The following is a 14,615-nucleotide window of genomic DNA, read 5'->3' on the forward strand; positions in this document are numbered from 1 at the left end:
AAGTTTTCAGTATTCCGAGAGATTAAGTCTCTCGGAATAGTATTATTTAGATATTTTTAAAATCCAAATGGTTTATCATCAATATGATGATGAGGCATTATTGAAAAATAATGAGGAACACAAATGGAGAATACAAATTTACAGCGTCGCAGATGGCTTTCCCTTGGGGGGATTGCATTAGGTGCAGCTTGTTTACCGGGTTTAGCAAATGCGATTATTTCAACACCGAAACCTATGTCATTACGTTTACGTAATGTAAATACGGGCGATGTTGTGTCAGCATCTTATCAAGGTAACCGTTTTGCTTCATCGGATTTAAGTAAGATGAATTATTTAATGCGAGATCGTCATATTAACCAAGTTAAGTCGATTGATCCTAATTTATTTTTTAAACTTACTCGGATTCAAGCAAAATTGGGGTTGCGTAATGCAGAAATTTTAGTGTTGTGTGGTTATCGTTCAGCACAAACTAATGCCCGAATGCGTCTACGTAGCCGTGGTGTTGCGAGCCATAGTTATCATATTGTAGGTAAAGCGGTTGATTTTTATATTGATGGGGTGCCATTAGCAAAAATTAAAGCTGCTGCTGAGAGCTTAAGTAGTGGTGGAGTAGGTTATTACCCACGAAATCATTTTGTACATGTGGATACAGGTCCTGTACGTACGTGGCGTGGATAAGCGGTAAGATATGATGTTTAATCTTCAAATTATTCCTGTTACCGCTTTTCAACAAAATTGTTCGATTATTTGGGATAGTAATAAAAATGCAGCAATTATTGATCCCGGTGGCGATTCACAAAAAATGATTGAATTTGTGCAATTACAGGAATTAAATGTTCAAAAAATACTGATTACTCACGGGCATTTAGATCATATTATGGCAGTAGAAACATTAAAACATTATTTCGGTGTGCCAGCTTATGGTTCTCATTATGCGGATAAAATGTTATTTGAACAGTTACCTGAAATCTGCCGAAATTATAGCTTTCCCGAAGTTCCTGCTTTTTTACCTGATCATTGGCTTGAAGAAAATGATGAAGTGAAAGTAGGTGATATTACTTTTACGATTCGTCATTTACCAGGGCATTCTCCAGGGCATATTGGCTTTTTTGATTTTAAGAATAAAATTGTATTTAGTGGTGATGTATTATTTCAAAATAGCATAGGACGAACAGATTTACATCAAGGAAATTTTGATCAGCTCATTCACTCCATTCGTACTAAATTATTCGATCTTGACGATGATTTTGTAATAATTCCAGGACACGGCAGCCATACAACAATTGGGCAAGAGAAGAAAAGTAATCCTTTTCTAAAATAATGAGATAAATATGTCAGTAAAATTAAAAGTACTATTAACCAGTTCAGTATTGTTACTTTCTGCGTGTAGTTCATCAATTAATCCTGAAACGGGAGAACGTAAAGATTCCCTTGAAGGTTTTAACCGAGCAATGTGGAAAGTGAATTACGAATATATTGATCCTTATGTATTAGAGCCTGTTGCTAAAGGTTGGCGAGATTATGTACCAAGTCCAGTTAAAACAGGGTTAGTGAATGTTGCAAATAACCTCGATGAACCAGCTAGCTTTGTAAACCGCTTGCTTGAAGGGGAAGGAAAAAAAGCGATGATTCATTTTACTCGCTTTTGGTTTAATACTATTTTTGGTTTAGGTGGATTGATTGATTTTGCGAGTAAGACACCAGATCTTAAATTAGAGAATGGAAATCGTGATTTTGGTGATACATTAGGAACCTATGGTGTGCCAACTGGCCCCTATATTATGTTGCCAGCTTATGGGCCTGCTACGCCTCGTCAAGATTTGGGTGATATTGTTGATACTACTTATCCTGTACTTTCAATGCTAGCAACACCGTGGTCGATTGTAAAATGGGGGGTTCAGGGTATTGATAAACGTTCTTCGTTGCTAGGGAAAGATGCCTTATTAAAGCAATCGCAAGATCCGTATAGTACTTTCCGTGAGGCTTATTTCCAGCACCTTGAATTTAAAGTGAAAGATGGTAAAAGCTCATCGGATACGAAAGAGATACTTTCTCAAGATGAATTAAAAGGCATTGATTAATGCCTTCAGGTTGATGAAAAATAGCTAGCTCATAATAAATTAGGCTAGCTATTTTTTTATAAAACAAACGGTAATTTAGCTAAATAGTTTCCCAAAAACAGCTTTTGCACCTTGTTGTAGTAGTGCGTTAGTATCAAGATTCTTGAGATCAAGATGCCCGTTTGGGCTTAGCGTATCAACAATTTTCGGTAAGAATTCTGATAATAAGTTTGGTGCATCATCTTTTGGAATACCAACTTCTTCAGCGGCATTATCTAAATGCTGTTTGCCGAAAATATCTAAAATTTGTGAATGAGAAATGGGTAAATTTTCATCTTTTCCAATCCAAGATTTAATAATTTGTTCAAGGCCATCTTGTTGGAATTTTTCAATGAGTCCTTGTATCCCACCTTGTGATTGTAAGAGTGCTTGAATAAGTTGAATAGCTTTATTTTGTCCTTCACTACCGCCAAGAACTGATGAAGCAAGAGAGCCTAATAGATTGTTTAACATAATTTCTCCAATGGTTGATTGTAAGCGGTTAGATTATAAAAAATTTTGCATTTGCAAAAATTATATCAATTTCACCGCTTGTTACTGATGATTTACTAAAATTTGACGAACCCTCTCTAGATCTTCTAAGGTATCAACTCCAACTTCAGGAGCTTCTAATGCGAGCTCAATGTGAATTTTTTCACCGTGCCATAATGCTCTTAATTGTTCTAATGATTCAAGTTGCTCAAGAATAGTAGGTTGCCAAGCGACATACTGTTTTATAAATCCTGCTCGGTAGGCATAAATACCGAGATGGCGTAAATAATGCTGTTCAGTGACAAATAAATCACTACATTGCTGAATGTGATCTCGAGGGAAAGGTATTGTGGCACGAGAAAAATAGAGTGCCATACCATTTTTATCGCTAACCGTTTTTACGACATTAGGGTTTAAAAGTTCTTCTTTTGTTAAAATTTTTACGGCAAGGGTTGCCATATTAACTTGGTACTGTTCTAAATTATCAGCAACTTGTTGCACAATTATAGGGGGATTAGTGGCTCATCACCCTGAATATTTACAATGATTTCATTATCTGGAATTCCCATTTTATCAATGACTTCTGCTAGCCGTTCTGTACCAGATGTATGCTGATCTGAGGTTAAGCAGATCTCGCCTCCGAATTTTTCTACCACCTGAGCAATTTCTGTATGATCGGTTGCGACAATAACCCGTTTAGCTTTTGTTTTTTGAGCTTGTTCCCAAACATGTTGAATCATTGGTTTCCCTGCAATATCTAGCAATGGTTTGCGAGGTAAGCGGGTTGAGGCATAACGAGCTGGAATAATAACGGTAAAACTCATATTACACTCCTAAATTTTAGTGAGGTCAAATTGCTCTAAAACGATATGATTTGGTGTTTGGTAAAATTCTGCTAAAGCTTGACGTAGTATTTCAGCTCGTAGTGGTAATCCATTTTCTGCATAGTATTTTACCTGATTGTAAACCGCATTTTTAAAGGCAGAACTATCTCCAGCATCGCCAGTAAGATTGTCAGCACTGGCGAAGTAGCGGAAATTTGCTGCCGTAGCTAGAATCCACTCGAGAGCTTGAGGTTTTACTTCAACTTGTTCAAATTCTCTTTGGCGTTCTGCTGAGCGTCCATCAGGTTCGTACCAATAGCCAAAGTCTTCCAGCTTACGCCGTTCTTTACCTGCAACAAGCCAATGAGAGATCTCGTGTAAGGCACTGCTATAAAAGCCGTGAGCAAATAAAATGACATTATAAGGCCGTTCACTAGGGGTATTATTTTCATCTAAAAAAGCAGGAAGATAGATAGGATAGTCTCCTCCTGCTTCGAGACGAGTATTATAACTTTTTTCAAAACATTGATTAAAAATTGCGATCAGATCGTGGTAATTATGGCTATCTTGATTCATTTTCTGCTCTTTTATCTAATATAACTGACAAAATCACCGATTGCTTCGGTTTGGCTTGCTAGGGTAATTTCTTTTTCTTCTTGAGGAGAGCCAATCATCAAAAGAGCGATGATTTTATCACATTCATTGCAATTAAAGGCTTGACGTATGGTTGAACCATTGATCCATTTATTACTAATCCAACAGGTTTCAAACCCTTGAGCATTAGCCGCTAATTGCATTGCATAAGTGGCGCAGCCTGCGGTGATCATTTGTTCCCAAGCGGGTACTTTAGCAATATCTTTTGTAATTTTAGCAACTACACCGATGACCATTGGCGCTCGTTCACTAAGTTTTTTTGCTTTTTTATATAATTCTTCATCTAGATCGAATTCTTCAATCACGTTTGAGAGCATTTTGTGAAATATAGGCATTCCGCTTTTTTCAATTACAACAAAATGGTAGGGTTTTAGCTTGCCGTGGTCTGGTGCACGTAATCCTGCTTTTAAAATATTCTCAAGCTGTTCACGATTTGGGGCAATAGTGCCGAATTTTTTACTAGAGCGACGGTGCTGTAATAAATATAACGAATCCATTGGGCGTACCTTCTTAAAAAAATTGTGCGAGAGAATAGCATATTTTGTTAAATTTAGGGCTGTTTTATGGTAGTTTAGTATAGAATTTTCCTTTCTAATGAGGGTGTTATGTTAGCTATTTTTAAGTTAATTTATCGGGTATTTAGGTGTATTCGAGAGTTTGTTCTAAGCCTATTTTTTGTATTATTTGTTATGGTCTGTTTTGTTTTTGTTTCTTTATTACAGAGTGGAGATTCAGAGGCAACAAAAGTAACCGAATTTCAAAAAGGGGCATTACGTTTGGATTTAGACGGCTACTTAGCTGATAATCACGATGAGTTTGGTCAGTTTAATCGTTTGGTCCGATCTAAATTGGGTGGTGAGAGAACACCAAGCAAAATTTCTACGTTTGATGTTGTAAGAGCAATAGATAAAGCACAAAACGATGAAAAAATAACAGGACTTGTGTTAGATCTCCGCAATTTTGACGGAGGTGATTTTGCTTCTTTAGAATTTATTGGTAAAGCGATTGAAAATTTTAAAAGCAAGAATAAAGAAGTTATTGCAGTAGGAGAAAGTTACAGCCAATCACAATATTTTTTAGCGAGTTTTGCGGATAAAATTTATCTAAATAAGGCAGGTTTTGTAGATTTACACGGTTTAAATTATTCCACACTGTATTTTAAATCATTGTTAGAAAAAATTGATGTTGTACCACATATTTTCCGAGTTGGGACTTATAAATCTGCTGTTGAGCCTTTTTTACGTAATGATATGTCGCCAGAAGCAAAAGAAAATGCGAATTTATGGCTAAGTACATTATGGAAAAATTTTAAAACAAAAGTTGCAGAAAACCGGCATATTCCAGTTGGACAAGTATTGCCTGATATTTCTCAATATATTGAGCAATATAAGCTAGCAAAGGGCGATGATGCCCAATATGTTTTAAACCGTAATCTAGTTACGGAGCTGATGACTGATCAGAAGATCCATCAAATGTTACTTAATAAATTTGGCAAAGATACAGACGGTGAATTTAATCATATTGATTTTTTAGATTATGTAGAAAGCCTACCTGATCGTTTCAAGGTGAAAGGGAAAGATAAAATTGCGGTCATCAATGTAGAAGGTGAAATTACTTGGGGGAAGAGTGATAATGGGAATGCTGGTAGCCAAACTATTGTTGAATTATTACGAAAAGCTCGTGAAGATAATGACGTTAAAGGGGTTATTTTGCGTATTAACAGCCCAGGGGGAAGTGCGACAGCATCGGAGTTAATTCGTCAAGAAGTTGCAGCTATTCAAGGATCAGGAAAGCCTGTAGTTGCATCAATGGGCGGAATGGCAGCATCTGGTGGATATTGGATTGCGGCAACAAGTGATAAAATTATTGCTAGTCCAAATACATTAACGGGTTCAATTGGTATTTTTGGTTTGGCTGTTAGCTATGAGAAAGCGGCTAAAAATCTTGGAATATCGCAAGATGGTATTAGCACTTCGCCATTAGCTCAAGCAGTTGGGTTCAAAACGCTTTCTAAAGAGCAAGGTGAGATTATTCAAATTAGTATTGAAAATGGCTATGATCGTTTCTTAACCCTTGTAAGTAGTGGGCGAAAAATGAGTAAGTCAGAGGTGGATAAAGTTGCTCAAGGCCAAGTCTGGTTGGGTGAAACGGCCTTAAAAAAAGGTTTAGTTGATGAGCTTGGTGATTTTGATACGGCGTATCAAGCCGTTACAACATTGGTTAATCAGCAATGTCAAAAAAATGGTAAAGAGCCAATATCACAGTTTGTTACCCAGTGGTTTGTTGAACAGGATAATGACTTAATAAGCCAAATAATGCGAGATTTTAATATGCATATTAGTGCAAATATAAAACTAACCCAATATTTAGGCTTATCAGATTCAAAATCTCTGCAAAAAAGCACAGATTTACTCACTAAATTTAATGATCCAAAACAGACGTATTTATATTGTTTGAATTGCGGAACCGTTAAATAATCTGTGAATTAAAACTTAACAAGCGGTCGGATTATGCAAAAATTTTGCTAATCTAACCGCTTGCTTAGATGTAAATTTTTAAAGATCATACATTCGAGATTGCAAAATAGTTCATAGCCCTTTAAACTTCCTAGCAATTTTTTCACTTAGATATTAATAACCATGACGGATACTACGGAAATGCTCTCTATTGGGCAACAGCTTAAAAATGCACGTGAAGCACTGAATCTTTCTATTACAGATGTTGCACAAAAAACAAACTTAAAGAAAGCACATCTTGAGGCGATTGAAGAGGATATTTTTATCCTGCCTAACGTTCCTCCTACGTTTATGCGAGGCTATGTTCGCAACTATTTACGTTTTCTACGTTTGCCTGAAGAACTAGTAAGTACAGTTAATTATGGAGAAGTAACTATTCCTAAAGAAGTAAAACGTACAGTTACTACCTCTATTCCTGTTAAAAATAATCAAAAATCACAAACTCGCTGGGTAAAATGGCTAACGTGGATCATTTTATTGGCTGCAATTGGTATGACACTAGCGTGGTGGTGGCAGGAACATAAAAAGGAGCAGGCAAGTAGCGCAGAATTAGTTAGTAATGTTGTGGAAGTCATACCTGCAGAGAATGCAGTAGAAAATAGTGTTGAGTTACCTGTTGCACTAAATTCACAAGAGGTTTCTCAAGCTTCATCAACGCCAGAGAATACGCAAAATAATGATGCAAATTCTTTAGCGAATAATAATGAGATGTCGAGTGTCGCTATTCAGCCAAATGTTGGGCAAGCAGTAGATATTCCTGTTGAAGTAAAAACAACGAATGAGCAATCTGTTCAAGCGGTAAGTTCTGAGCCTGTTAATGTATTGCAACAACCAACGATTGAGGAAAATACGCAAGCTAAACCAGATGATGCTAATACTGATACTACAGCACAAGCAGTTGGTAATGATGAGCTACGTATTGAAATTACAAATGCAGCAAGTTGGATTACTGTGCGTGGCGTAAAAAATAAAAAATTAGCAGAAAAATTATATAATGCAGGTGAAGTATTGACGTTTAATGGCAATGAACAGTATCGTTTAACTGTAGGAGCACCTGCGAATGTCAAAATTTATTATAAAGGGCAACAAGTACCATTAAAAATCGATGGTCGTGTTGCACGTTTTAAACTTCCTTTAGCGAATTAAAAATGTTGAAAGAACCACCAATTAAACGCCGTAAATCAACACAAATTTTTGTGGGCAATGTTCCTGTCGGCGGTGATGCGCCTATTGCGGTACAGTCAATGACAAATACTCGTACCACAGATGTCGAAGCAACTGTAGCGCAAATTAAAGCTCTAGAACGTGTTGGGGCTGATATTGTGCGAGTTTCTGTGCCAACAATGGATGCGGCAGAAGCCTTTAAATTGATTAAGCAACAAGTAAATGTACCGCTTGTTGCGGATATTCATTTTGATTACCGCATTGCATTAAAAGTAGCAGAATATGGTGTTGATTGTTTACGAATAAACCCAGGTAACATTGGTAAAGAAGAGCGTATTCGTGCAGTGGTAGATTGCGCTCGTGATAAAAATATTCCTATTCGAATTGGGGTAAACGCTGGCTCATTAGAAAAAGATATTCAAGAAAAATTTGGTGAACCTACACCAGAAGCTTTATTGGAATCTGCTTTACGTCATGTTGAGATTTTAGATCGTCTTAATTTTGAGCAGTTTAAGGTTAGTGTTAAAGCCTCCGATGTTTTTTTAGCGGTAGAATCTTACCGCTTGCTAGCTAAGGCAATTAAACAACCTATCCATTTAGGTATTACAGAAGCTGGTGGTGCAAGAGCAGGAGCGGTAAAATCAGCAATTGGTTTAGGATTGTTGATTTCGGAAGGTATTGGCGATACGCTTAGAGTTTCGCTAGCAGCAGATCCAGTTGAGGAAATTAAAGTAGGCTTTGATATTCTGAAATCGTTACGAGTACGCTCTCGAGGGATCAACTTTATTGCTTGTCCAACTTGCTCACGTCAAGAATTTGATGTGATTGGAACTGTTAATGCTTTAGAACAGCGATTGGAAGATATTATTACCCCAATGGACGTCTCAATTATTGGTTGTGTGGTGAATGGCCCAGGCGAAGCATTAGTGTCTGATCTTGGTGTAACAGGTAGTAATAAAATGAGTGGTTTTTACCTTGATGGAGTGCGTCAGAAAGAGCGGTTTGATAATGATAAATTGATCGACCAGCTTGAAGCTAAAATCCGTGCCAGAATTGCAAATGAACATAATCGTATTGATGTTGCTCAAGTTTAGCCATTTCTTGTATAAGTTTATAAGTAGAAAGTAAATAATTTTAAGACGATTTAGGAATATAAATAATGTCAAAAATAATTAAAGCATTGCGTGGTATGAATGATGCTTCCCCAACAGATACGCCGTTATGGCAATGGGTAGAAGAGCAGATTCGTAATACCTTTGCAAGTTATGGTTACAATGAAATTCGTAGCCCAATAATGGAATCAACAAATCTATTTAAGCGTGGCGTGGGCGAAGCAACAGATATTGTAGAAAAAGAGATGTTCACGTTTTCTCGTGATGAAGAAGCGAGTGAAAGTTTTACGTTACGTCCTGAAGGAACGGCAGGTTGTGTACGAGCAGCGATTGAACACGGTTGGATTTATAATCAAGAACAGCGTTTATGGTATATCGGTCCAATGTTTCGTTATGAACGTCCACAAAAAGGGCGCTATCGTCAATTTCACCAAGCTGGGGTAGAAATTTTTGGCATTCCTAATGCAGAGGCGGATGCGGAACTAATTATTTTAACCGCATGTTTATGGAAAAAATTAGGCATTCACCAACAGGTTACACTGCAAATAAACTCAATTGGCGGTTTAGAAGTACGAACAAAATACCGTGAGGCGTTAGTGGCTTTTTTACAACAACACCTAGATGTATTAAAGCAAGATCCAGATAGTGAACGCCGTTTAACAACTAATCCATTGCGTATTTTAGATACTAAAAACCAAGCCTTACAAGAAGTGCTAAATAACGCACCGAAACTACATGATTTTCTTGACGAAGAATCTAAAGCACATTTCGCAAAATTATGTGAAATTTTAGATCAAATGGGTATTGCTTATGAAGTCAATCAAAAGTTAGTGCGTGGTTTAGATTACTATAATAAAACAGTATTTGAATGGGTAACAACAGCGTTAGGGGCACAAGGTACAGTTTGTGGTGGTGGGCGTTATGATGGCTTAGTCGAGCAACTTGGCGGACACGCTACATCAGGTGTTGGCTTTGCTATGGGGCTAGAGCGTTTAGTGTTATTAGTGCAAGAAGTTAATCCAAATATTGTGTTACCACGAAGCGTAGAGGTTTATGTGATTTATTCGGGAGAGGGGACAACTGCAGCCGCTTTTGAGCTTGCGGAAAATCTTAGAACCGCATTTCCAAATAGACGTATAATGCTACATACGAGTGGCGGTAATTTCAAAAAACAATTTAAACGAGCAGATAAATTAGGAGCAAAAATTGCGTTGGTGCTTGGCGAAAGTGAAGTGTTAGATAAAACCGTTGTTATCAAAGATCTATCAGGCAATTTAGACCAAATTACTGTTGCACAGGCTGACTTAACAACAGTTTTAGCGCCCTATTTTGAGGAGAAATAATAATGAGTGATTATTACAATAGTACGGAAGAGCAACAATTTAACGAAGCTAAAAATTGGTTTAAAAAGAATGGAATGCCGATTTTATTAGCTATTTGTGTAATTTCTGGAGCAAGTTTTGGTTGGCAGTATTGGAAAAAGCACCAAATTGATGTTGCTGTACAGACCTCAGAAAATTATCAGCAAGTGATTGAAAATTATTTACAAAATCCTACGAAAAACGCACCGCTTGTAGATAAATTTATCAGCGAAAATAAAAGTGCTTATGCCGTTTTAGCTCAACTGGAATTAGCAAAACAGCAAGTAGAAAAAGCTGATTTTTCAGGAGCTAAAACGCAATTAGAACAAGCATTGTTAGCCACAGAAGATACAACATTGCAAAACATTATTCGTTTTCGTTTGGCTTTGGTAGAGTATCAACTGGGTAATTTTGATAGCGCTTTGTCTGTCTTGGAAAAAGTACAAGATAAAGCGTGGCAGTTGCGTAAGCAAATTTTAACTGGGGATTTATTCGTTGCTAAAGCTGATAAAGAGGCTGCAAAAGCAGTATATGAACAAGCTAAAATAAATGCTACAGAGCAGGAAAAAGTATTGATTGATATTCGATTGAATAATTTATGATGTAAAAAAGCGACCTAAAGGTCGCTTTTTTGTGAATAAGATCACAGAAATAAAATGTACTTGTGAAAGTTTTTAATGAACAGGCGATAATATTGCGGTTAAATATAAATATTTTGGAGTTTCTATGAATTCAACGCAGATCGTGCAACAACTTAAACACGAATTTTTAGATGGCTGGAAGCCATTCGAAGTTATTTGGCTTTTCTTATTTATTGCCTTACAAATTGGTGTCTATATTTATAACCCTGATTCTGTGTTAGGAATGATTGCGGGTATCTCTGGGCTTGTCTGTAATGTATTTATTACTAAAGGAAAAATCAGTAACTATTTATTTGGGCTAATTTTTGCATATAGTTACTTCTATGTTTCTTGGGGAGCGAACTATCTCGGGGAAATGAATACAACGTTATATGTTTATATTCCTGCTCAATTTATCGGCTATTTCCTTTGGAAACAAAATATGCAGAAAGAGTCTGGAGCAGATACTGTTATCGTTAAGTCTTTGAGTATAAAAGGCGCAATTCTTGTTGTTGCATTAATGACAGTTGGAACATTAATCTTTGTTCAAATATTGAATGCGGCAGGCGGAAGCTCTACTGGATTAGACGGTTTAACAACGATTATAGTTGTGGCAGCGCAAGCCTTAATGTTATTGCGTTATCGTGAGCAGTGGTTGCTATGGATTTTATTGAATGTGCTATCTATTATTCTTTGGGCAGATAATACGTCAATGTACCTTATGTACTCTGCTTATTTGCTAAATTCAGTGTATGGCTATTACAACTGGATAAAATTACAAAAAGCAAAAAATTAAGAAAGTGATCAAGCGGTAAGATTATGCAGATAAATTGCAAATTTTGGTGATAATCTTACCGCTTGTATCAGTGAAAAGTTGTTCTAAATCAATGCTAGATCTTCTCAATAGCCATTTTTTCCGTTATTCTGTATCTAAATTTCCCCAAGTATTTTTAAACCTTGCAACTATCATTACCTATTCATCAAGTTGATGATGAAACGTTTGAAAATTTCTATTCAGGCAACAATTTATTGTTGTTAGATTCTCTATACCAAAATTTTTCTGAAGTAAACCAGCCATTTTTCTATATTTGGGGAGGGAAAAGTAGTGGTAAAAGTCATTTACTTAAAGCAATTATTAACCATTTTTTAATTGAGCAACGTACAGCCAGCTATATTCCTTTGGAAAAATCGCACTATTTTTCTGCCAGTGTGCTTGATAATGTTGAACAGCTAGATGTGGTATGTCTTGATGATCTACAAGCTATTATGGGCGATCCTGAGTGGGAATTGGCAATTTTTAATTTATTTAATCAGATCCGTGAACAGCAAGGGTTATTTAACCAAGGGCACAAAACCTTATTGATAATTAGTGCGAATTGTCCTCCTCATCAACTTAAAATTGAATTGCCCGATTTACGTTCTCGCTTAACTTGGGGGGAAGTATATCGTTTAGATGATCTTAGTGATGATCAGAAGATCAGCATTCTAATTCAATATGCTCGTAATAAAGGATTTGAATTGAGTGATGATGTGGCTAATTTCCTTTTTAAGCGACTTGATCGTGAATTACAGACATTGATTAGTAAAATTGATCTCCTTGATCGTGCATCTTTACAGGCAAAACGTAAATTAACCATTCCCTTTGTCAAAGAGGTTTTAGCATTATAAATGTATAATAAAAATCAATTAACTTTATTGGATATTGCGTGTGAGCGTGGTGAAACACGTTTGTTTGAAGGCTGTAATTTACAGGTGGAAAATGGGCAGTGCTGGCAAGTTGAAGGGCATAATGGCATAGGTAAAACAAGCCTTTTGAGAATGATTGTTGGGCTTTCTGTGCCAGTAAAAGGTAAAATTTTATGGAATGACACGTCAATTCAAAAACAGAGAGAAAGCTATTATTCAAACCTATTTTACCTTGGTCATAATGCAGGCGTTAAACCTGAACTTTCAGCGTGGGAAAATTTATGTTTTTATCAAAAATTATATAATTTACCTGCCAATGATGATGTTATTTGGAATGCGTTATCTAAAGTATCGCTTATTGGGAGAGAAGATTTACCTTGTTTTCATCTTTCAGCGGGTCAGCAACGCCGTGTGGCATTAGCTAAACTTTGGCTTACACAGGCTCATTTATGGGTACTAGACGAGCCTTTTAATGCGATTGATAAAAAAGGAGTAGCAGAATTGATTACTCATATTGAGCAGCATTGTCAGCAGGGTGGAATGGTTATTTTAACTAGCCATCAAACAGTGAAAAGTGAAGGGTTACATTATATTTCTCTTGATCAATTTAAGGTATAAAATGATTTTACTAACGATTATTCAGCGAGAACTTAAAATAGCTTTTCGTAAGCCTGCTGAAATTTTAAACCCTCTTTGGTTTTTTTTGATTATTATCACAATGTTTCCACTTTTAATCGGACCAAACCCAACCTTATTAGGTAAAATTGCAACTGGTGTAGCTTGGGTTGCAGCTGTTTTATCGGCTTTGCTCTCTTTCGAACGACTTTTTAGAGATGATTATTTAGATGGAACGTTAGAACAACTCTTAATATTACCCACAGGGCTATCCCAAGTTGCATTAGCAAAAGTTATAGCCCATTGGTTATTAACGGGCTTACCGCTTATTTTACTGTCTCCAATTACAGCAGTGTTACTTTCCCTTGACATTGAGGTATGGTGGGCATTAGTGCTTACTTTATTATTAGGCACACCCATTTTAAGTTGTTTAGGAGCGATTGGTGTTGCCCTTACCGTAGGGTTGCGTAAAGGCGGAATTTTATTGAGTTTGTTGATTTTGCCGTTATTTCTTCCCGTATTGATTTTTGCTGCATCTGTGCTAGAGGCAGCAACATTGAATTTAAGCTATACAGGGCAATTAGCTATTTTAGGCGCAATGCTAGTATTAGCGTTAACTTTTTCCCCCTATGCAATTGCTGGGGCATTGAGAATTAGCTTGCAGTAGTGTTAAGGCAAGCGGTTAGGTTATCTATTTTTTTGCCAATTTGTTGGAGAATATTTATGTGGAAATGGTTACACCCATATGCAAAGTCTGAGGTTCAATACCATTTGTTAGGTAAAGCGCAGCCGTGGCTAGGCATAATGAGTTTAGTATTACTTACTATTGCAATAACTTTGGGGCTGGCTTTTGCGCCAAAAGATTATCAACAGGGTGATAGTTACCGTATTATTTTTATTCATGTTCCTGCAGCCATTTGGTCAATGGGAGTCTATGCTTCAATGGCAGTTGCTGCACTCGTTGCGTTGGTATGGCAAATTCGCCAAGCTCATTTAGCGATGATATCAATGGCTCCTATTGGAATGGTTTTTGCATTGATTTCATTGATAACAGGTGCAGTTTGGGGAAAACCAATGTGGGGTACTTGGTGGGTGTGGGACGCTCGTTTAACCTCAGCATTAGTACTATTTTTCCTATATATTGGGGTAATTGCGCTCTATTCTGCTTTTCAAGATCGCACAGTGGGGGCAAAAGCAGCGGGCGTTTTATCCATTGTTGGGGTAATTAATCTACCCATTATTCATTTTTCAGTAGAATGGTGGAATACCTTACATCAAGGTTCAACTATTACTAAATTTGCAAAGCCATCAATGGCAGTTGAAATGTTAATTCCACTATTGCTTGCAATTTTAGGCACAATGCTATTTATGCTTTGGCTTAGTGTGTTACGTTATCGCAGTGCTTTGGTTTATGACGAGCGTAAACGCCCGTGGGTAAAAGTACTTGCTCAACAGAGTCGATAAAATATTAG

16 protein-coding genes and 1 pseudogene are annotated in these 14,615 nt (G+C 36.8%); 13 read left to right on the plus strand and 4 right to left on the minus strand.

The genetic code is table 11. From position 1 onward, the window contains the following. Nucleotides 1-123: 123 nt before the first annotated feature. The 3 genes from mepK to A6B43_RS06550 are packed head-to-tail and all read left to right on the plus strand — an operon-like array spanning nucleotide 124 to nucleotide 2,081. Nucleotides 124-678, plus strand: a complete 555-nt coding sequence (gene mepK, locus A6B43_RS06540; RefSeq protein WP_124211072.1) for a peptidoglycan L,D-endopeptidase MepK — start codon at nucleotides 124-126, stop codon at nucleotides 676-678. Nucleotides 679-691: 13 nt separating this feature from the next. Then, the gene (locus A6B43_RS06545; RefSeq protein ID WP_124211271.1) at nucleotides 692-1,321 is read left to right on the plus strand and encodes an MBL fold metallo-hydrolase; all 630 of its coding nucleotides are present in this window, start codon (nucleotides 692-694) and stop codon (nucleotides 1,319-1,321) included. Nucleotides 1,322-1,331: 10 nt separating this feature from the next. Next, nucleotides 1,332-2,081 carry an MlaA family lipoprotein gene (locus tag A6B43_RS06550; RefSeq protein WP_124211071.1) on the plus strand — a complete coding sequence of 250 codons (750 nt, stop codon included), beginning with the start codon at nucleotides 1,332-1,334 and terminating at the stop codon, nucleotides 2,079-2,081. A 75-nt stretch (nucleotides 2,082-2,156) separates the two neighbouring features. On the opposite strand, the gene A6B43_RS06555 is transcribed toward A6B43_RS06550, so the two are convergent. From A6B43_RS06555 to A6B43_RS06570, 4 genes and pseudogenes are all read right to left on the minus strand, one after another. Further along, nucleotides 2,157-2,585, minus strand: a complete 429-nt coding sequence (locus A6B43_RS06555; protein WP_472922031.1) for a YidB family protein — start codon at nucleotides 2,583-2,585, stop codon at nucleotides 2,157-2,159. A gap of 69 nt (nucleotides 2,586-2,654) precedes the next feature. Further along, nucleotides 2,655-3,415 (minus strand): annotated as a pseudogene (kdsB, locus tag A6B43_RS06560) (3-deoxy-manno-octulosonate cytidylyltransferase). A 9-nt stretch (nucleotides 3,416-3,424) separates the two neighbouring features. Beyond that, a complete protein-coding gene (locus A6B43_RS06565) occupies nucleotides 3,425-3,991 on the minus strand; it encodes an elongation factor P hydroxylase (protein WP_124211068.1) in 567 nt (188 codons plus the stop codon). Nucleotides 3,992-4,002: 11 nt separating this feature from the next. After that, the gene (locus A6B43_RS06570; RefSeq protein WP_124211067.1) at nucleotides 4,003-4,566 is read right to left on the minus strand and encodes an NAD(P)H nitroreductase; all 564 of its coding nucleotides are present in this window, start codon (nucleotides 4,564-4,566) and stop codon (nucleotides 4,003-4,005) included. A gap of 108 nt (nucleotides 4,567-4,674) precedes the next feature. Here A6B43_RS06570 and sppA point away from each other — a divergent pair, with 108 nt between their 5' ends. The 10 genes from sppA to A6B43_RS06620 all read left to right on the plus strand — a co-directional run bounded on the left by sppA (nucleotide 4,675) and on the right by A6B43_RS06620 (nucleotide 14,607). Continuing rightward, nucleotides 4,675-6,546 carry a signal peptide peptidase SppA gene (gene sppA / locus A6B43_RS06575; RefSeq protein ID WP_124211066.1) on the plus strand — a complete coding sequence of 624 codons (1,872 nt, stop codon included), beginning with the start codon at nucleotides 4,675-4,677 and terminating at the stop codon, nucleotides 6,544-6,546. Nucleotides 6,547-6,708: 162 nt separating this feature from the next. Further along, nucleotides 6,709-7,731 carry a RodZ domain-containing protein gene (locus A6B43_RS06580; RefSeq protein WP_124211065.1) on the plus strand — a complete coding sequence of 341 codons (1,023 nt, stop codon included), beginning with the start codon at nucleotides 6,709-6,711 and terminating at the stop codon, nucleotides 7,729-7,731. A 2-nt stretch (nucleotides 7,732-7,733) separates the two neighbouring features. Next, nucleotides 7,734-8,843 (plus strand): flavodoxin-dependent (E)-4-hydroxy-3-methylbut-2-enyl-diphosphate synthase, encoded by a 1,110-nt coding sequence (gene ispG / locus A6B43_RS06585; protein ID WP_124211064.1) that lies wholly within the window; start codon nucleotides 7,734-7,736, stop codon nucleotides 8,841-8,843. A 65-nt stretch (nucleotides 8,844-8,908) separates the two neighbouring features. Next, the gene (gene hisS, locus A6B43_RS06590) at nucleotides 8,909-10,204 is read left to right on the plus strand and encodes a histidine--tRNA ligase (RefSeq protein WP_124211063.1); all 1,296 of its coding nucleotides are present in this window, start codon (nucleotides 8,909-8,911) and stop codon (nucleotides 10,202-10,204) included. Nucleotides 10,205-10,206: 2 nt separating this feature from the next. Continuing rightward, nucleotides 10,207-10,824 (plus strand): YfgM family protein, encoded by a 618-nt coding sequence (locus A6B43_RS06595; RefSeq protein WP_124211062.1) that lies wholly within the window; start codon nucleotides 10,207-10,209, stop codon nucleotides 10,822-10,824. Between the two features lie 124 nt (nucleotides 10,825-10,948). Next, nucleotides 10,949-11,638 (plus strand): nicotinamide riboside transporter PnuC, encoded by a 690-nt coding sequence (gene pnuC / locus A6B43_RS06600; RefSeq protein WP_124211061.1) that lies wholly within the window; start codon nucleotides 10,949-10,951, stop codon nucleotides 11,636-11,638. A 161-nt stretch (nucleotides 11,639-11,799) separates the two neighbouring features. Further along, nucleotides 11,800-12,510 carry a DnaA regulatory inactivator Hda gene (gene hda / locus A6B43_RS06605; RefSeq protein ID WP_124211060.1) on the plus strand — a complete coding sequence of 237 codons (711 nt, stop codon included), beginning with the start codon at nucleotides 11,800-11,802 and terminating at the stop codon, nucleotides 12,508-12,510. Further along, nucleotides 12,511-13,146 carry a cytochrome c biogenesis heme-transporting ATPase CcmA gene (ccmA, locus tag A6B43_RS06610; RefSeq protein ID WP_124211059.1) on the plus strand — a complete coding sequence of 212 codons (636 nt, stop codon included), beginning with the start codon at nucleotides 12,511-12,513 and terminating at the stop codon, nucleotides 13,144-13,146. Between the two features lies 1 nt (nucleotide 13,147). Then, nucleotides 13,148-13,810, plus strand: a complete 663-nt coding sequence (ccmB, locus tag A6B43_RS06615) for a heme exporter protein CcmB (RefSeq protein ID WP_124211058.1) — start codon at nucleotides 13,148-13,150, stop codon at nucleotides 13,808-13,810. A gap of 56 nt (nucleotides 13,811-13,866) precedes the next feature. Beyond that, the gene (locus A6B43_RS06620; protein WP_124211057.1) at nucleotides 13,867-14,607 is read left to right on the plus strand and encodes a heme ABC transporter permease; all 741 of its coding nucleotides are present in this window, start codon (nucleotides 13,867-13,869) and stop codon (nucleotides 14,605-14,607) included. Nucleotides 14,608-14,615: the final 8 nt, after the last annotated feature.

The sequence above is a fragment of the Vespertiliibacter pulmonis genome (genome assembly GCF_013377275.1).
GTDB lineage: Bacteria > Pseudomonadota > Gammaproteobacteria > Enterobacterales > Pasteurellaceae > Vespertiliibacter > Vespertiliibacter pulmonis.